The sequence below is a fragment of the Pedococcus sp. 5OH_020 genome (assembly GCF_027812955.1).
Lineage (GTDB): Bacteria > Actinomycetota > Actinomycetes > Actinomycetales > Dermatophilaceae > Pedococcus.
Genome location: NZ_JAPYZV010000006.1, coordinates 67,185 through 85,326, shown reverse-complemented (window position 1 = coordinate 85,326; position 18,142 = coordinate 67,185). Strand labels below are relative to the sequence as shown.

Sequence of the window (18,142 nt, the reverse complement as noted above, 5' to 3'; positions counted from 1 at the left end):
CGGGATCACGTCCGCGTCCCAGCGGGTGGTCAGCCCGGCGTGCTCGTCTGGGTCACCGCGGTTGTCGTCACCGCCGTTGTCGTCACCGCGGTTGTCGTCACCGCCGTTGTCGGCACTGTGGGGTTGGGCACCGTGGAGCTCGAGACCGGGTCCGGCACCGTGGTCGTGGGGTCTGGAACCGGCGTGGTGGGGTCCGGCACCGGGGTCGTGGGGGCCGGTGGCGGGGTGGTCGTGGGGTCCGGCGCAGGCGTGGTGGGCGCTGGGTCAGACGGGCTGCTGGGAGAGGGTGAGGGAGCCGGGGCCGGTGACCGCTTCGGCGGGGTGGTGGGCGTGCTGGTCGGCGATGGTGCTGGCTGGGGCGTCGAGGCAGGCCGCGAGGTCGCCGCCGGGACAGCAGCCGCCGGGTGGTCCTTGGAGACAGCGCCGACAGAGGCCGTCGAGCTCGTTCCCGAGGTCGGAGCAGGGCCCAGGGCGCTGGCGCGACCGCCGGAGCCCACGCGGAACGCCACGTCGTCCAGAGCGGCCAGCCCGTGCCGGTCGAAGAACGTCACCCATTCCAGGACGGTGGACAGGTACGCCGCGGAGTTGTTGTAGGACAGGACCGCCGACCGCAGGTCGCCAGTCCGCGCGAGGTTCCGGCCCTGGCAGAGGTACCCCGCAGTGGCGAGAGCCGCGTCATAGACGTTCTGCGGGTCCCGGCGCCCGTCGCCGTCCCCGTCCCGACCTGCCCAGCCCCAGGTCCCCGGCAGGAACTGCAGCGGCCCCACTGCGCGGTCGTAGTCGCTCGCGCCGTCGTAGCGGCCGCCGTCGGTGTCGCGGACGACCGCGAAGGGCCCGCCGTCCAGGAGTGGGCCGTAGATCGCGGGCGTGACGCGATGCCCGCGGTCCACCGACCGTCCACCGACGGAGCCGGACTCGACCTGGCCGATGGCGGCCAGCAGGTCCACCGGCAGGTGACAACCAGCGTCGGAGCGTCGCTGGGCCGCTCGGTAGGCCGCCGCCAGCACCGCCTGCGGACTGCCGGTTCGCGGAGCGGTCCCGGTCGCCGCCTTCTTCGGGGGGCGCCTCAGCGGCCGTCCACCGGCGGTCGTGGCTGTCGCGGGGCGGCTCACCGCGGCGACCGGTCGCACTCGGCCCAAGGCGAGAGAGCCACGGGCGTCGTCGAAGGACCACTGAGGCGGGACCGGAGCCACGGCGTGGTCGGGCGCCACCGCGGGGTGACTACGGGACGCAGCCCGCGCCTGGACCGGGGGCCGCAGCTGCTCTGCCGCGGACCGTGCCTGGAGCACCGACCCGCCCTGCACAGCGAGCGCGGCGACCGTGGCCGCAAGAACGCCGGCTCTGAGCAGCCTCACACTTCTCTCCCTTCCGCAGGACGACCTTGACCCACGGGCACCGCTGCGGAACCCGCGCCGCGCGAAGATGGCACTAACGGACGAGGAGCAAAGCGGACTGGCGTCACGCCGGCATCACCCGTCCCTGGTCAGAACAGCCTGCCTGCGCGGGTCTCGGCCGACTCCTCCAGCGCCAGGAGGAAGCGTTTACGCTCCAGACCTCCTGCGTAGCCGACCAGGCTTCCGTCCGTACCGATCACCCGGTGGCAGGGAACGACGATGGCGATGGGGTTACGGCCGTTCGCCGCGCCCACGGCCTGGCTGAGCGTCACGTCGCCCAAGGCGCGCGCCAGGTCGCCGTAGCTGCGGGTCTGGCCGTACGGGATCTGCATGAGCAGCTCCCACACTCTGTGCTGGAAGGAGTTCCCCTCGGGCGCCAAGGAGAGCTCGAAGGTGGTTCGCGAGCCGCGAAAGTACTCCTCCAGCTGCTTCACCGCGGCGGCCAGACCCCGGTCGTCCCGGCGGCCCAGGCCGCCCGCGTCCACACCACCCTTCGGTCCGCCCATGGAGAGGCGGACCAGGCTGCCCGACTCGGCCACGACTGTCAGGTCACCGACCGGCGACGGCAGCGTGGTGTGGGTCCTCACCGCGTCATCGTCCCAGCCGATGCCGACAGTGCCCTCAGCCGGGCGGGACGGGGAGCGCGGCGGCGACGCGAGCCGCGTACGTCGCGGCCTCCTCGTCCGAGGCATACCTCGTGCGTGGCCAGAAGAACCCGCGCAGCCCGTCGCCCTTGGTCCGCGGCACCACATGGACGTGCAGGTGCGGGACGGACTGGGAGACGACGTTGTTCATCGCGACGAAGGACCCCTGGGCCCCCAGGCCGGCCACGACGGCGGTCGCCAGGCGCTGGGCGGCGCCCATCAGTACGGGCAGCAGCTCAGCCGGCAGGTCGAGGAACGTGTCGACGTGGATCTTGGGCACCAGGAGCACGTGTCCCTTGAAGACGGGACGGGTGTCCAGGAAGCCGAGCACGAAGGGCTCGTCCACTACGACGGTGGCCGGTACCGCGCTGTCGACGATCCGGCAGAAGAGGCAGTCCACGCCGGGACTCTAGTGCGCCCGCCACGGCCCTCTCGGCGGCCGCGGCAGGAAGTAGCTGGTGCGCTGACGGTACGTGGCGTAGCCGGGTCGCTGGGCCAGATGCCTCTCCAGGAGCCGGGCGCCGGTCGCGAAGACGAGGAAGTAGGTCATCGCCACGGGCGACAGGACCGTCAGTACGCCGGGCCAGGCGCTCGCCGAGACGAGGTAGATCCCCCACCAGACGCAGGCGTCGCCGAAGTAGTTCGGATGCCGAGTCCACGCCCACAGTCCGCGGTCCATGACCGTGCCCCGCGTGACCGGGTCCGCCTTGAACCGTGCGAGCTGGTGGTCCCCGACCGCCTCGAACGTCAGACCGGTCGCCCACAGAAGCACGCCGAGCGCAGCGACGGGCCAGAGTCCCCCGCCCGCGGCGGCGCTCACCTGGATCGGCAGGGACACGAACCAGACAGAGACACCTTGGACGCCGTACACCTTGCGGACTGCCACGAGGGTGGGGTTGCCCGCCTGCTCCGCGAGCATCTCGGCGTACCGCGGGTCCTCCCCCTTGCCGGAGTTCCGCCGGTGCATGTGCCACGCGAGCCTGAGGCCCCAGAGCGCGACGAGGACGAGCAGCAGTAGACGGCGCGGACCGGAGCCGTGGCCGGCCACAGCGGCCACGCCTGCGACGAGCACGAAGCCCAGCCCCCACGCCGTGTCCACGACGCTGACCCTGCCCTGGCGCCTGCCCACCAGAGCGGTGAGCGTCATGAGGACGACGACCGCCAGCAGCGAGAGACCGCTCACCACGAGGAGGTTCGAGCCGTCGACCGTCATGTCGCGCCCTCTGCCCGCCGAAGCACGAGCTGTTGCACGTCGAGGTACCCGGAGGTGAAGCCGGCCCGCGAGTACTCCAGGTAGAAGTGCCACATGCGCGCGAAGACCTCGTCGAAGCCGAGCGCGTGCACCCTGTCGAGCGAGGCCACGAACCGTTCGTCCCACAGTCGCAGCGTCTCGGCGTAGTGCTGGCCGAAGGAGAGCCGGTCCACCAGGCGCAACGTGGTGTGGTCGCGGGTGACGTCGATGATGGCCTGGGTCGAGGGCAGGAAGCCACCGGGAAAGATGTACTTGTTGATCCAGGTATAGGTCTCGCGAGTCGCCACCATCCGCTCGTGGGGCATGGTGATCGCCTGGAGGGCGACCGTCCCGCCGGGCGCCAGCGCACGCTCCAGGGTGCGGAAGTACTCGGGCCAGTAGTCGTGCCCGACCGCCTCGACCATCTCGACCGAGACGATGGAGTCGAACCGGCCTTCTACGGCGCGGTAGTCGAGCAGCTCCACGCTGACCCGGTCGCTCAGCCCGGCGGCGGACACCCGCTCCCTGGCGAGAGCCTGCTGCTCGCTGGAGAGCGTGACGGTCAGGACGGACGCACCGCGGCGGGCGGCGCTCACCGCCAGCGCCCCCCAGCCCGTGCCGATCTCGAGCAGACGGGTCCCTTCGCCCACCCGCGCGGCGTCGAGGATCCGCTCGATCTTGTGCTCCTGCGCCCGGGACAGGACGTCCCAGCTCTGCGGCTGGGCCGGCCGGCTGACCGTCACGGACTCCCCGGCCAGCGGTTCGCCGATGGTGCTCAGACCGTCGAACAGCGCCGCGGAGTAGCTCAGCGTCGAGTCGAGGAACGTGGCGAACAGGTCGTTCGACAGGTCGTAGTGGCGGGCGATGTTGCTGCGGGTGTTCGTGCTCGTGTTCCGCTCGGAGCGGGGGTGACGCGCCACGTAGAGGGAGCGCAGGCGCTGCAAGGGTGCCGGCACGAGCGTGGGGAGCTGTGCCGCGAAGACCCCCAGGAGGCGCCCGAGGTCCGGCGAGTCCCAGTCTCCGGCCATGTAGGACTCTCCGAACCCGATCAGCCCGTCCGCGCCGACGGCTCCGAAGAAGGCCTCCGGGCGGCGCAGGCGCATCACCGGAGCGCTGGAGTCGTGCGCGCCACCCCCGATCAGCTCCCGCTCGGCGAGCTCGGCGCGCATCGGGAGCCTGCGGACGATCGACCGGAACAACGTCTGCGCCAGCTGGGCCTGCAGCGCGCGACGAACGCTATGACTGGGGACTGCGAGGTGCGGCCAGTGCCTGGGGTCGACTGCTGGCCGGCCGGCAAGGCGTGCGGTGGCGGTGGTCACTGGACTGCCTCCTGGTGATGGGTCGGGCGGGGGTGGACCGGTAGGCGCCGCAGCCACAGGCGGACGCCGTGCACCCGGATCCGTGCGGACACGGCGAGCGGCTCCAGCGGCTGCCTGACGGCCAGACGCAGGACGGTCCCGGCGGTGACTGGCAGGGACCGCCCGCTGACCGTCGCGACGAAGGGGTCCCGTCCAGGCCGCTCCAGGACGACCTGAAGGCGCAGACGGTCGTCAGGCTCCGGCACGGTCAGTCGGTAGTACCCCGAGACGTCGTTGAAGGGACTGACGTAGAGCGTCTTGTCGACCTCGGCGCGCCCGCGCTCGTCCGGGTGGACAAGATAGGCGTGCCGGTCACCGTAGGTGTTGTGGACCTCGACCACAGTGCAGCGCAGCTCTCCCTGCGGACCGTGGCACCAGTACACCGAGATGGGGTTGAAGACGGCTCCGAGGACACGCGGCATGGCGAGCATCCGCACCTGGCCGCCTTGAAGGGTCACCCCCTGCGTGTCCAGGTAGGCCTCGAGGTTCCCCCGCAGGGTCCCCGCCCCAGAACCGAGGTGGTCCCGGGGCAGGAACCGGCCCAGGGGGCCGAGGATCCCCAGCCTCGGGAGGTCGTCGAGGTCGACGAGCCAGGTGTGGCTGCGGTGCCGGAAGGAGTGCCGCACGGGCTCGGAGCGAGCATGGGCAACCGACGTCGCGTAGATGCGGGTGGTCAGGGACGCCTTCATCAGGCGAGTACCTGCTCCTGCGACGCGCGTACCGCCGCGTCCCAGCCGACGCCGAGGGCCGCCGCGGCCCGGACCCCCGACCTCGCGCCGTCCTCGTGGAAGCCCCAGCCGTGGTAAGCGCCGGCGAAGGCCACGTGCGGGGTGTCGATCTCCGGTAGCCGGCGCTGGGCCGCCACGGAACGGGGCGTGTACAACGGGTGCTCGTAGTGCATGGTGTCGATGACCAGGCTGGGGTCCACCACGTCGGTGCCGTTCAGGGTCAGCAGGAGTCGAGTGCCGCTCAGGTGGAGCCGCTGCAGCCGGGTCAGGTCGTACGTGACGAGGACGCCCGCCCCGTCGCCCGCGGGGCGCCGCAGGTAGTTCCAGGACGCCCGGGCGCCGGAGCTCCGGGGCAGGACCGACTCGTCCGTGTGGAGCTGTGCCACGTTGTGCGAGTAGGGGATCGCCGCCAGAACCTCGCTCTGTGCCTGGGTGGGTTCCGCGAGCATCGCCAGCGCTTGGTGGGGGTGCGTGGCGACGACGACGTCGGCAAAGCTCTCCTGTCCGCCGGTCGCGTCCCGCACGACAACACGACCGTCGGTCTCGCGCACCGACGTGACGCCGGCACTGAGCCGGATGTCGTCCAGCCCGGCGGCCAACCGCTCCACGTACCGTGCGGAACCGCCTACGACCGTGCGCCAGGTGGGCGAGCCGAAGACGGTGAGCATCCCATGGTGGTGCAGGAACTCGAAGAGGTACCGAGCCGGGTACTCGAGCGCCACTGCGGGGTCGCACGACCAGACCGCCGCCACCACCGGCTCCAGGAAGTACCGCCGGAAGTAGCCGCTGAGACCGCATCGTTCCGCCAGCTCCGCCAGCGTCTGGTCGCGTTCGGTGTCGCTGTCACCGAGCAGCAACACCGCCCGAGCCTCGTGGTGGAACCGCCGGACCTCGCCCAGCAGTCGCAGGTAGGCGGGTGTGGTCAGGTTTACCGGCCTGGGGAAGAGACCTCGGGCGCCCTTGCCGCCGGCGTACTCGAGCCCTGCCTCGTCGCAGCGCACCGACATGGACATGTCCGACTCCTGGGTCGCAATGCCCAGCTCGCCGAAGAGCCGAAGCAGCGTCGGGTAGGTCCGGTCGTTGTGCACGATGAACCCGGTGTCGACCTGGACGGTGCGGCCGGCGACGTGGACCCGGTGGGTGTCGGCGTGCCCTCCCAGCCTGTTGTCGGCCTCGTACAGGGTCACCGGCCCTCGCGTGCTGAGCACATGAGCGGCGGCAAGCCCGGCGATCCCGCTCCCGATGACGGCGCGGCGTGGTGCTGGCATGAGGGTCCAATCGGTGCGGGAGCGGATGCCCCCGTCATTCGGCGCCCTCGTACGGATGGATTGGGCCCAGTCCGAGGCCCCGCCGACCGCCCTCCCGACGTGCGCCGTCAAGAAGCCGTCAAGATCGCCCGGGGCACCGTCAAGGAGGCATCAGGACCGACCGAAGGGGCCCGGTGGCGTGCTTGCCTGCAGACATGAGCATCGTCTCCCTCCCGAAGCGTCTCCTGGTGGGCCGGCCGCTGCAGAGCTCACGGATGGGAGAGACCCTGCTGCCGAAGCGGCTGGCGCTGCCCGTCTTCTGCAGCGACCCGCTGTCCTCCAACGCCTACGCGACGGAAGAGATCCTCCTGGTGCTGAGCCTCGGGGGCGTCTCGCTGCTGCACCTGACTCCCTGGGTAGGCCTGGGCGTTGTCCTCCTGCTGGTCGTGGTGGTCGCCTCGTACCGTCAGACCTGCCATGCCTACCCCGACGGTGGCGGGGCCTACGCCGTCAGCCGAGCGAACCTGGGACGAGGCGCGGCCCTCGTGGCAGCGAGCGCCCTCCTTGTCGACTACGTCCTGACGGTTGCCGTGTCCGTCGCCGCCGGGGTGGCGAACATCGTGTCGGCCCTGCCCGTCCTGGCGCCGCACGCGGTGTCGCTGTCGCTGTTGGGCGTGGGCCTACTGGCTGTAGTGAACCTGCGTGGCGTGAAGGAGTCCGGCAGCGCCTTCGCGGTGCCAACCTATGGCTTCGTGGTGTGCGTCCTCGCCATGCTGGTCCTCGGCTTCTGGTCCGTCCTGCGGGGCAGCACCCCGGTGGCCGAGTCGGCGAGCATCGGCCTGCACACGACCAGCCATGCCAGCGGCCTGCTCCTGGTGGCCCTGTTGCTTCGCGCCTTCGCGTCGGGCTGCACGGCCTTGACCGGCGTGGAGGCCGTGAGCAACGGGGTGCCGAGCTTCCGCCCGCCGAAGAGTGCCAACGCGGCCGCGACGCTGCTCGTCATGGGTGCCCTGACGGTCGTGATGTTCGTAGGGATCACCGCTCTGGCCGTTCTCGCCCACGTCCATGTGTCGCCCGACCCGGCGAACCTGGTCGGGGCCCCTGCCGGCTACGAGCAGAGGACCGTCATCGCACAGCTCGCCTCGGCGGTCTTCGGCAAGGGGTCAGCGGGGTTCTTCGCGGTCCAGGCCTTCACCGCCGCGATCCTCGTCCTGGCGGCGAACACCGCCTTCAACGGGTTCCCGATCCTCGCGTCGATCCTGGGGGACGACGGCTACCTGCCGCGCCAGCTGTCCCGCCGCGGAGACCGGCTCGTCTTCTCCAACGGCATCCTGATCCTCGCGGCGCTGGCAGGGCTTCTGATCCTGGTGTTCGACGCGAGCACCACCCGCCTCATCCAGCTCTACATCATCGGCGTGTTCGTCTCGTTCACCCTCAGCCAGGCGGGGATGGTCCGGCACTGGACGTCCGACCTGCGGCGCCTACGGCTTCGCGCCGACCGGAGGCTGGTTCGCCGCAAGCTGGCCGTCAACGCCATCGGCGCGGTGACCACCGGCCTCGTCCTGGTCATCGTGCTGGTCAGCAAGCTCACCCACGGCGCGTGGATCGTGGTGATCGCCATGCCGGTCGTCTACGCGCTCATGACGCTCGTGCACCGGTACTACGAGAGCCTCGGACGTCGCCTGCGTCCGGCACCCGGAGGGGTGCTGCTGCCCAGCCGGATCCATGTCCTGGTGCTCGTGTCGGCGCTGCACACACCGGCCCTTCGTGCCCTGGCGTTCGCTCGAGCCACCCGGCCGGCGACGCTCACAGCGCTGACCGTGCGGACCCGTGCCGCGGAGACGGAGCAGCTCATGCGTGACTGGGTCGAGCGCGACGTTCCCGTGCCTCTGACAGTGCTCGACTCTCCCTTCCGCGACATCACCGGACCCGTCCTGGAGCACATCTGCGAGCTTCGCCGGGCCCATCCCCGAGACCTCGTGTCCGTCTACATCCCGGAGTACGTCGTCGGCCACTGGTGGGAGAACCTGCTGCACAACCAGAGTGCGCTGAGACTGAAGGCGCGTCTGCTCTTCGAGCCGGGCGTGACGGTGACGAACGTCCCGTGGCAGCTGAGCGAGGCGACGCAGGACCGCCGAACCTCGCACGCCCCTGTGGGACGCTGACCGCATGGATGGAGCGGACCCGCCGCGGCCCCTGGCCGGCATCGCGCGGGGAGAGCTGGGCGTCCTGCCGTCCGGGGCCGGGGGGCTGCCGCGTCGCAGGGTGGTGGCCGGTCTGCTGCTCGCGACCGTCGGGCTTCCGCTGGAGACCGCGGTGCTCGTCCACCTCCGGGGCGACCTGGCCCGTGAGAGCACGCTGCTGGTGTACATGCTCGGGGTCGTCGTCGTCGCGGTGCTCGGTGGTGCGGTGCCGGGGCTCCTCGCCGGCGCGTGCTCCTTTCTCCTGGTCAACTGGTTCTTCACCCCGCCCTACGGCACCTTCGCCGTCCACGACCGGAGCTCGGTGGTGGACCTCGTCGTCTTCCTGTTGGGGGCCCTGGTCGTCAGCGTGGTGGTGGAGGTCGGTGCCAGGCGTCGTGCCGTCGCCGAGCGCGACCGACTCGAGTCCAGGCTCGTCGCCCGGTTCAGCGCCGCCGAGGCCTCTGCGGCAGGGGTGGAGGACGTGCTGGGGCAGGTACGGACGCTGTTCTCGATGGCGACGGTGGCGCTGCTGGAGGAGGACGGCACGGTGCTGGCGTCCGTGGGCCCAGAGGGCGTCGGCCCGGCCTCCCTCTCGGTCCCGGCGGGCCAGGGGCTCGTGCTGGCGGCATACGGCGCTGACGTCTTCGCCGAGGACCGGCGCCTCCTGGAGGTGCTCGCCGGGAGCGCGGCCAGGGCGTGGGAGCGTCAGGGACTCGCCGCACAGGCGGCGCAAGCGGAGCAGCTGGCCCAGACGGACCGCGTCCGAGCTGCCCTGCTGGCCGCCGTCAGCCATGACCTGCGCACGCCCATCGCCGGGATCAAGGCCGCGGCCTCAGGCCTGCGCCAGCCGCAGATGGACTGGGAGGAGGGTGAGGAGGACGAGCTGTTGGCCTCCATCGAGGAGGGCGCGGACCGGCTGGCCGACCTGGTGGACAACCTCCTTGCCATGAGCCGGGTCCAGGCCGGCGCCCTGTCGGTGCACCCACGCCGTGTCGCGCTGGACGAGGTGGTGGGCCGCGCCCTTCTCTCGACGGGTTCGCGAGGCGTCGAGGTCGCCGTTCCCGAGGACCTCCCCGCCGCGTGGGTGGATCCGGGACTGCTCGAGCGGGTGCTCGCGAACCTGGTCGCGAACGCCGTGCGGTGGAGCCCGGCCGACCATCCGGTTCGGGTGAGCGCCAGCGAGCTGGGTGAAACGCTGGTGGTTCAGGTCGTCGACCGAGGCCCCGGAGTGTCGCCGGGTCGCTGGGAGGAGATGTTCCAGCCCTTCCAGCGACTGGGAGACACCTCCCGCGACGGCGTCGGGCTCGGACTGGCGATCGCCCGCGGACTGACCGAGGCGCTCGGTGGCCGGCTCGCCCCAGGACAGACTGAAGGGGGCGGGCTGACGATGAGCGTGACGGTGCCGGTGGCGCGATGACAAGAGTCCTGGTGGTGGAGGACGAGGACCGGCTGCGGCGCGCTCTGGCCATCAACCTCAAGGCGCGGGGGTACGACGTCGAGGCGGTCGGTGACGGCCGGTCGGCCCTCCGGGCGGCCGCGTCCACCGTGCCCGACCTCGTGGTCGTCGACCTCGGCCTGCCAGACGTAGACGGTGTGGAGGTCGTGCAGGGCCTTCGCGGCTGGACGAACGTGCCGATCATCATCCTCTCGGCCAGGGACTCGCAGTGGGACAAGGTGGACGGTCTCGACGCGGGCGCCGACGACTACCTCACGAAGCCCTTCGGCATGGACGAGCTCCTGGCGCGTGTGCGTGCGGCGTTGCGTCGAAGCGCAGAGGCCACGGCCGCAGTGCCCGTCGTGGAGACCGCGACGCTGCGGATCGACCTCGGCGCCAAGCGCGTCCAGCGCGACTCGCACGACGTCCGGCTGACCCCCACCGAGTGGCACTTCCTCGAGGCGCTGGTCCGCCAGCCGGGCAAGCTCGTGCCCGGTCGCCGGCTGTTGCACGACATCTGGGGACCGGCGTACGAGGACGAGACGAACTACCTTCGCGTGTACATGGCGCAGCTTCGTCGCAAGCTCGAGGTTGACCCCTCACACCCACGTCATCTCATCACCGAGCCGGGACTCGGCTACCGCTTCGAGCCATGACCGGAGCCGGTCGCCCGTGGTCGACGCCGGCGCGTCCATCGTGGTCGCCAGCTGGGAGACACTACCCACCATGCTCACCCTTCGCGTCTCCTGCCCGGCCGAACTCACCGAGGACGTCGTGCGCGTCCTGGGTGAGGACCCGAGCGTGAGCAGCCTGTCCCTCGTACGCGGCGCCTGCCTGCACCCTGCGGGAGACCTCGTCCTGGCCGACGTGGCACGCGAGGCGGCCAGCGACCTGGTCCAGGCGCTGGTCACCATGGGGGTCCACGAGAACGGGACCGTGCAGCTCGAGCCCGTCACGGCCTGGCTGTCCCGCGACGGCTTCGAGGCCGAGCGACGTACGCCCGGAAGCGGGGCCGACGCGGTGGTCTGGGCGGACGTGACGCAACGGGCCTACGAGGACTCCGAGCTCAACTGGACCTACGCCTCCTTCATGACGCTGGCGACGATGATCGCCACCATCGCCATCGTCCTCGACTCACAGATCCTCGTCATCGGCGCGATGGTCCTCGGCCCGGAGTTCGGGGCGGTCGCCGCCCTGGGAGTGGCGCTGGTGAGGCGGCGCTGGACGCTGCTGCGCCTCGCCGCCCGGACCCTGGTGGCGGGGTTCGCCGGCGGGATCGTCGTGACGACCCTGTTCGCGGTCGTCGTCAGGTCGCTGGGCTGGGTGACGCTGGCAGAGGTGGCGGGACGGCGTCCGGGGACCAACTTCATCTACTCGCCGGACAAGTGGTCCTTCGTCGTCGCGGTGATCGCGGGCGCCGCGGGGGTCCTGTCGCTGACGTCGGCGCGCACGGGTGGGCTCTCGGGCGTCTTCATCTCGGTCACCACCGTTCCGGCAGCCGGGAACGTCGCGTTGGGACTGGCGTTCGGCGCGTGGGCCGAGGTGCGCGGCAGCACCCTCCAGCTGGTTGTCAACCTCTCCGGGATGGCCATCGCCGGCTGGTTGACGCTGGCCCTCCAGCAGAGGGTGTGGGCACGCATGTCGGCGCGTCGCGCCCGACTCATGGGCCGGCTGCGCCACCGTACGCCGTGAGCCGGCGAGGCCACGTCGACGGACCGGGCGGGAGTGAACCACAGCTCACACGCGTGGGAGCCGTCGGCACTACCGTGGGTGGATGAACGGTCGGTTCGCGAACCTCGTTCTCCTGGCGCTGGTTCCACTCGCCGCCGCGTCGGGTTTCGTCATGTTCCTCCTCGGCAGTGGTCCGGTCTGGGCGATCGCCGCGCTGCACGGCGTCGTCGGACTGGCCGTCGTCGTACTGGTGCCGTGGAAGTCGGTGGTCGTGCGTCGTGGGCTTCGCCGGGCGCGCCGGTCCGGTAGGGCGACGTCGCTGCTCCTGACGGTTGCGGTGGTGCTGGCTCTGCTCACCGGTATGGCGCACCGCGTCGGCATCCTCCTCGCCGACTCGCGCATGACGACCCTGCAGGCGCACGTCGGCACGGGGGTCGGCGCGGCTGCTCTCACGCTGTGGCACGCGCGCCGTCGGCGCATCAACCCACGCCGTACCGACCTGTCCCGTCGCTGGCTCCTGCGGTGCGCTGTGGTGGCCTCCGCCGCGGGACTCCTCGAGGTGTCGGCTCGGGTGGCCAGCGCCCTCACCACGTCACCCGGTGCCCGTCGGTCGACCGGCTCGTTCCAGCTGGCGTCCTCCTCGGTCGCCGCAGTCCCGGAGACGTCCTGGCTCTTCGACCGGGTGCCCGCCGTGGACCCAGACACCTGGCGGCTGACCGTGGCAACCGGTGATGACTCGCGTGACTGGTCCCTGCAGGACCTCGCCGACTGGGACGACCGGCAGGTCGCCGTACTGGACTGCACGGGCGGCTGGTGGACCAGGCACGAGTGGTCGGGCGTACGGCTGGCGCGACTGCTTCCCCCTACGGCCACCGGCACCGTCGAGGTGACCAGTGCTACCGGCTACGCGCGCCGGCTGCCGCTCACCGACCAGCTCCTGCTGGCCACCCGGATCGACGGCACAGAGCTCAGTGCCGGGCATGGAGCGCCGGTCCGTCTGGTTGTCCCCGGACGACGCGGCTACCACTGGGTCAAGTGGGTGGTCCGGGTCCAGCACGACAGCGAACCGTGGTGGGTCCAGGTGCCGCTGCCCCTGCAGTGACCGCACCCTGCAGCCACAGCAGACTGCAGCGTCCGCAGGTGGCGGGCGGCTGAACCTGTTGCGGGTTTACGACCAGGGTGGCGGCGGCCAGGCGGCGGACCTCCTGCGGTCCGCCTCCCCCCGGCTCTGGGATGTCCGGTGCTCCTGAAGCCGGTAGACCAGCTGCCGCTGGCGTGAGAGCAGGGGCGCCACATCGGGGTTGATCGCCGTAGACCCGTTGCGAGTGGTCAGGAAGGGGGTCCGGCGCAGCTCGGCCTCGACATGCGCCAAAGCGGCGAGGAGGTCTCGGACCGACATCGTGTCAAGGCCCCCGTCGATGTCATCTCGATCGACCCGAGAGGAGTGGAGCTTCGGCTTGTCCGTGGTCACGTCGCTCATCGCTGCTCCTGCTGCCCACACCGGTGTGGACGCGCCGCCGGGCGTCTCCCGGTGGCCGGCCCCTGTGCTGGCCTGCGCCTCTGTGCCGTCGCAGCGGGGGTCGCTTCCATGGTAGGTCGACGGGTGCCCCGGTCAAGTGCCGGGCTGGACCCTGCACACCGCCCGGTGTGCGGTGACGCCCCGGTGTGCAGTGACGCCGCGGGAGCTCACGTGGAGTGACGCCGGGAAGGCTCAAGAGCGCTGCCGGCCGGCGCGTCTCCGGCCGGCCGGCCCGTGAGATCCCCGTGTGGTCACCGCGCCCCAGGCCGCGATCCAGGCCGCCTCGCACACCAGGTCCTGCAGGTACATCCGGCTGATCCGGCCCTTGGGCACGTACACCAGGTCGACGAGCAGCAGCGTGGCCGCAGTGCCGAGGCCGATGCGGCGAGACACCCTGAGCTCATCGTCGGAGACACTGAGCAGCTGGCCGACGCCGACGGTCATCAGCAGCCCAGCCACCGTCCGCTCGAGCCAGTCGTCCGCCTTCGGGCCGTACACCGCCTCGAAGCTCCGCATGCTGACCAGCGGCCAGGCACCGCCGAGCACGTTGAACGTTCCCTGGCCCAGCGAGACCTGTCGCGCTGTCAGTCCCACGCCTGCCTCCGGGCTCGCTGCGATGGTGTCCGTTCCGATGGGGGCCATCGGTCCCAGGGCGGCCGCACTGAGCCGTCCCCGCGCTACATACCCTGGCTTTTCGTCCTCATGCCCGCCGCCCCCTGTGCTGACAGATCCGGTCTCCCTGGTTGGCGTTCCCCCCGAGACCCGAACGCTCAGGCGTCGGACGCGCCGGACCACTGCAGCCGCAGCTCCAGGAGGACGTGGAGGGCCACAGACTCGCCGTCGCGAGCTCCCTGGCCCACCTGGAGCGGCGGAGCGGTGGGCTCCACGCGGACCGTACGCCAGCGGCCGAACCGCTCCGGCGGTACGACGAGTACGTAGTAGCCGCCGTCCACGCCGACGCCGATCGAGCGGTCGCGGCGCAGGTACCAGCCGACGACGCCGGTCCGGTAGCGGCCACGTCCGGACCATGGCCGGGCGGTCAGCTCCTCGGTGGGGAGCCCCGCCTCCTTGGCCTTCTCCACGAACCGGTCGACGAGGACCTGAGCCTTCGCCGACTCCTGCTCGCTACGCCGCCGTTGCGCCTCGACGTGGTAGTCCGCCCGCTCGGCACGCTCAGCGCGGCGCTTCGCCGCATCCTCACTCATGCGAACCCTCCGTCCCGCGCCACCGGTGTGCTGGCGGTCTCTCCGTGGGCCCCATCTTCCCCCGTCACGACCTGCCGCGCCGGGCGCCCGGAGATGTCAGAGGCCCTCTCCCATACCGGGAAAGGGCCTCTGACGGTGCTACCACGTGAGTAGCGGGGGCAGGATTTGAACCTGCGACCTCCGGGTTATGAGCCCGGCGAGCTACCGAGCTGCTCCACCCCGCGTCGGTGACACCACCTTACGGGACACCTCTGTCGCAGACCAAATCCGGCTCGACTAGCGCGACGTCGCAGAGGCCGACGAGGTGGGGCTGGCGCTCCCCGACGGCGTCGGCGTCACCGTAGCGCTGCCACCCTTGGGCGCCGCCGCGACAGCCCGCTGGATCGCGTCGTCGAGCCGCTTCTGCGCAGCTCCGTACGCCGCGAAGTCACCATCCTTCAGGGCCTTCTGGCCGTCGGCGTACGCGGTCTGTATGTCCGCGAGCGCCTGCGTGAGCGCCTTGGAGTCCGTGGTCGGCGCGGTCGGCCCGGTACCGCCACCGGTGGTAGGCGGCGGGTTCGCGGTGGTACCGGAGTCGCCTGCAGTCGCGCCGGAGTTGCCACCGAAGAGACCGTCGAGGGCACCGTCCAGGGTGTAGGCCCAGGCCAGCTTGTCGCCGAACGCCACCACGGTTGCGCGAGACAGCGGGTACGACGCCGCGCCGGTGCCACGGACGTAGACAGGTTGCACGTACAGCAGACCTCCGCCGACAGGCAGCGTGAGCAGGTTGCCCATGGTGACGCTGGAACCGCGCTGCCGGTTGTTGTTGAGGAACTGCGACAGCGTCAGCGTGGAGTCGGGAGTGTTGTCGTTGGAGGAGTTGATCTCGTTCTCGACCTGCCCGGGACCCTTCACCGTGGTGTCCCGGGGCAGCTCCAGCATGCGTAGCTTTCCGTACCCGACACGGCGCTGGCCGTCCGCCGAGCCGGCGTCGGAGTCCACCGCGAGAAAGCCCGAGAGGACCTCGCGGTCACCGGCGGGCATGAACGTCGACGTCAGGGAGAACGACGGTTTGGGCTGGTCCGGCATGGCGAGGGTGAGGTAGAACGGCGGCTGCGGCACGACCCTGTCCTCCTGCGCCGGGTCGTTGGGCACCTTCCAGAAGTCGTTGCCGCCGTAGAACGAGTTCGGGTCGGTCACGTGGTACTTCGCCAGCGTCGAGCGCTGCACCTTGAACAGGTCCTCCGGGTAGCGCAGGTGCGACATGAGGTCGCCGCTGATGTCGCCCATCGGCAGGACCGTGTTGTGGAAGGCGCTGCTCCAGGCCTTGAGCAACGGGTCCGTCTGGTCCCAGGCATAGAGCTTGACCGAGCCGTCGAACGCGTCGACCGTGGCCTTGACGGAGTTCCGGATGTAGTTGACCCGACCACTGCTGATCGGACGAACGGCCGACGAGCTCTCCGTGACGGAGTCGGAGGTGATGTTGTCGATCTCCTGGAGCTTCGAGTAGGGGTAGTCCGCCGAGGTCGTGTAGCCGTCGATGATCCACTGGATGCGCCCGCCCACCACTGCCGGGTACGGGTTGCCGTCCAGGGTCAGCCACGGCGCGACCCGCTGGACGCGCTCCATGGGCTTGCGGTGGTCCATGAGCCGGCTCTTGTCGTTCACCGTGTCCGAGAGCAGGAAGTTCAGCTCCCGGTACTTCAGCGCATAGGCCACCTTGCGCATGAACGAGCTCAGCTGCACACCGCCGGAACCGGCGTAGGTGTTGTTCTTCTGCCCGGCCGCGCCGCTGTCGGGGTAGTCGAACTCGCGCGGCGAGGCGCCGCTCGGGGCCCCGACGATGGAGTACGTCGGCGACTGCTCGCCGAAGTACACGCGCGGCTCGAAGTCCCGCAAGGGGCCCACAGGAGGGATGTTCTGCTCGTAGAAGACCGGCTGGCCGTCCGCGCCGCGCTGGTTGCCGTAGGCCGCAACGACGCCGAAGCCGTGGGTGTACACGGTGTGGTCGTTCAGCCAGTTCCGCTGGTTCTCCGGCACGCCGTCGAGGTCCAGCTCGCGCACGGCGATCACCGTGTCGCTCAGCTTGCCGTTGATGTTGTACCGGTCGACGTCGAGCGCATCAGGGAACGCGTAGTAGGACTTCACAGACTGGAGCTGCTTGAACGTGGGGGACACCACGATCGGGTCGACGAGCCGGATGCCCGGGATGGTCTCGGCGTCGTCACGCAGCTGGCCCGACGTGGCCTTGGTCGTCGCCTGGTAGGGCTTGGTCTGGATGCCGTCGATCCCGTACGCGGCGCGCGTCGCCTTGATCCCGCGCTCGATGTACGGCTGTTCCAGCGACTTCTCCGACGGCTTCACCTGGAAGCGCTGGACGAGCGCCGGGTAGATGCTGCCGACGACGACCGAGGTGATGACGAGCAGGGCCACGCCGACTCCCGGCAGGCGCCACGAGTGCGTCCAGATCGAGGCGATGAACAGGGCCGCCGTCATGACCGCCGCCACGGCGAGGATGGCCTTGGTCGGCATCACGGCGTGCGCGTCGGTGTACCGGATCCCGGTGAGCAGCGCGGAGTCCTTGGTGGCCAGGGAGTACCGGTCGAACCAGTAGCTCGCAGCCCGCACGAGCACGAGCACCGCGAGGATGACGGCCAGGTGGGTCCGAGCGGCGCGCGTGGTGCGCTCCGCCCTTGCCTGGATCTGAAGCCCGCCGTACACGTAGTGCGTGAACGCCGCGGCGAGCAGCGTCATGATCAGCGCCATCGTGAGGAACCCCAGCACGAAGCGGATCCAGGGAAGGGTGAAGACGAAGAACGACAGGTCGAGGTGGAACTGCGGGTCCTTCGTCCCGAAGCGCTCGGAGTTGCGCCAGAGCAGGAACGTCTTCCACTGCCCCGCAGCCCCGGTCGCCGCGAGCAGACCGAGGATCCCGGGGATGGCGACCATGGCGACGCGCCGCAGTGGCTCGATCGCCTCGCGGTACTGGTCGAGACTCTGCTGCTGGGGCGTGACCGGCGCGTACACCGGCCTGGTTCGGTACCCGAGGACCAGGCTGGACGCGACGAGACCGGCGGTCAGGATGAAGGCGATCGTGAAGAGCAGGATTTTGGTCGTCAGCTCGGTGACGAAGACCCCCTCGTAGCCGACGGAGTGGAACCACAGCACCTCCGTCCACAACGAGGCAGTGATGGACACCACGAACCCCAGCGCCACGAGGATGGCGATGGTCGGGGCCAGCGGCCCCCGCCTGCGACGCAGGGTGAAGGTCGGCGGCCGCCGTCCTCCCGCTCCGGCTCCACCGGCGCGAGGCCTGCCCTGGTCACCTGGTTCGCCCTGGCCGAACCACTCAGAAGAACTCACACCACGCCCGATCTGCCGCGCGGCCACCCGCCGTGGCCGCCTGCTGGTACTAGACCAACTTACCGACCCTGCCTGGGGTTCCCGCCGCCTGCGGTGAACTCGCGTGACGGCTCCGGCCCGACGGCGCGAGGCGACAGCTCCCGGCGCGAGCGCCTCGAGCACCGTCCGAGTGACCCATACGGCAG

General features: G+C 70.7%; 16 protein-coding genes and 1 tRNA gene. 5 read left to right on the top strand and 12 right to left on the bottom strand.

Annotation, left to right across the window (positions count from 1 at the left end; genetic code table 11):
• Window positions 1–29: 29 nt before the first annotated feature.
• The 7 genes from PHA84_RS12395 to PHA84_RS12365 form a co-directional block, all read right to left on the bottom strand.
• Window positions 30–1,355 (bottom strand): hypothetical protein, encoded by a 1,326-nt coding sequence (locus tag PHA84_RS12395; RefSeq protein ID WP_270888429.1) that lies wholly within the window; start codon window positions 1,353–1,355, stop codon window positions 30–32.
• Window positions 1,356–1,483: 128 nt separating this feature from the next.
• On the bottom strand, window positions 1,484–1,981 hold the full coding sequence (locus PHA84_RS12390) for a methylated-DNA--[protein]-cysteine S-methyltransferase (RefSeq protein ID WP_270888428.1): 498 nt from the start codon (window positions 1,979–1,981) through the stop codon (window positions 1,484–1,486).
• Between the two features lie 34 nt (window positions 1,982–2,015).
• Window positions 2,016–2,438 (bottom strand): HIT family protein, encoded by a 423-nt coding sequence (locus tag PHA84_RS12385; RefSeq protein ID WP_270888427.1) that lies wholly within the window; start codon window positions 2,436–2,438, stop codon window positions 2,016–2,018.
• 9 nt (window positions 2,439–2,447) lie between these two features.
• Window positions 2,448–3,251 (bottom strand): DUF1295 domain-containing protein, encoded by an 804-nt coding sequence (locus tag PHA84_RS12380; protein WP_270888426.1) that lies wholly within the window; start codon window positions 3,249–3,251, stop codon window positions 2,448–2,450.
• Window positions 3,248–4,588: a class I SAM-dependent methyltransferase gene (locus PHA84_RS12375; protein ID WP_270888425.1), complete on the bottom strand. Its 1,341-nt coding sequence runs from the start codon at window positions 4,586–4,588 to the stop codon at window positions 3,248–3,250. Before PHA84_RS12375 ends, PHA84_RS12380 begins: the two co-directional genes overlap by 4 nt.
• Window positions 4,585–5,316 carry a DUF1365 domain-containing protein gene (locus PHA84_RS12370; protein WP_270888424.1) on the bottom strand — a complete coding sequence of 244 codons (732 nt, stop codon included), beginning with the start codon at window positions 5,314–5,316 and terminating at the stop codon, window positions 4,585–4,587. The genes PHA84_RS12375 and PHA84_RS12370 overlap by 4 nt, the downstream gene beginning before the upstream one ends.
• Entirely contained in the window at window positions 5,316–6,623 is a 1,308-nt protein-coding gene (locus tag PHA84_RS12365) for an NAD(P)/FAD-dependent oxidoreductase (RefSeq protein WP_270888423.1), read from the bottom strand. Before PHA84_RS12365 ends, PHA84_RS12370 begins: the two co-directional genes overlap by 1 nt.
• Before the next feature lie 194 nt (window positions 6,624–6,817).
• Between PHA84_RS12365 and PHA84_RS12360 the strand changes: the two genes are divergently transcribed.
• The 5 genes from PHA84_RS12360 (at window position 6,818) to PHA84_RS12340 (ending at window position 12,993) form a co-directional block, all read left to right on the top strand.
• Window positions 6,818–8,767, top strand: coding sequence for an APC family permease (locus tag PHA84_RS12360; RefSeq protein WP_270888422.1), 1,950 nt, complete (start codon window positions 6,818–6,820; stop codon window positions 8,765–8,767).
• Window positions 8,768–8,771: 4 nt separating this feature from the next.
• On the top strand, window positions 8,772–10,202 hold the full coding sequence (locus PHA84_RS12355; RefSeq protein ID WP_270888421.1) for a sensor histidine kinase: 1,431 nt from the start codon (window positions 8,772–8,774) through the stop codon (window positions 10,200–10,202).
• Window positions 10,199–10,876 carry a response regulator gene (locus tag PHA84_RS12350; protein WP_270888420.1) on the top strand — a complete coding sequence of 226 codons (678 nt, stop codon included), beginning with the start codon at window positions 10,199–10,201 and terminating at the stop codon, window positions 10,874–10,876. The genes PHA84_RS12355 and PHA84_RS12350 overlap by 4 nt, the downstream gene beginning before the upstream one ends.
• A 70-nt stretch (window positions 10,877–10,946) precedes the next feature.
• Entirely contained in the window at window positions 10,947–11,912 is a 966-nt protein-coding gene (locus PHA84_RS12345) for a DUF389 domain-containing protein (protein ID WP_270888419.1), read from the top strand.
• A gap of 82 nt (window positions 11,913–11,994) precedes the next feature.
• Window positions 11,995–12,993 (top strand): molybdopterin-dependent oxidoreductase, encoded by a 999-nt coding sequence (locus PHA84_RS12340; protein ID WP_270888418.1) that lies wholly within the window; start codon window positions 11,995–11,997, stop codon window positions 12,991–12,993.
• 66 nt (window positions 12,994–13,059) lie between these two features.
• On the opposite strand, the gene PHA84_RS12335 is transcribed toward PHA84_RS12340, so the two are convergent.
• The 5 genes from PHA84_RS12335 to PHA84_RS12315 form a co-directional block, all read right to left on the bottom strand.
• Complete coding sequence (locus PHA84_RS12335) at window positions 13,060–13,371, bottom strand: hypothetical protein (RefSeq protein ID WP_270888417.1); 312 nt, start codon at window positions 13,369–13,371, stop codon at window positions 13,060–13,062.
• A 231-nt stretch (window positions 13,372–13,602) separates the two neighbouring features.
• Window positions 13,603–14,052: a hypothetical protein gene (locus PHA84_RS12330; protein ID WP_270888416.1), complete on the bottom strand. Its 450-nt coding sequence runs from the start codon at window positions 14,050–14,052 to the stop codon at window positions 13,603–13,605.
• A 128-nt stretch (window positions 14,053–14,180) separates the two neighbouring features.
• Window positions 14,181–14,615 (bottom strand): hypothetical protein, encoded by a 435-nt coding sequence (locus tag PHA84_RS12325; RefSeq protein ID WP_270888415.1) that lies wholly within the window; start codon window positions 14,613–14,615, stop codon window positions 14,181–14,183.
• 150 nt (window positions 14,616–14,765) lie between these two features.
• Window positions 14,766–14,839: transfer RNA gene (locus tag PHA84_RS12320), tRNA-Met, on the bottom strand.
• A 52-nt stretch (window positions 14,840–14,891) separates the two neighbouring features.
• A complete protein-coding gene (locus PHA84_RS12315) occupies window positions 14,892–17,957 on the bottom strand; it encodes a UPF0182 family membrane protein (protein ID WP_270888414.1) in 3,066 nt (1,021 codons plus the stop codon).
• Window positions 17,958–18,142: the final 185 nt, after the last annotated feature.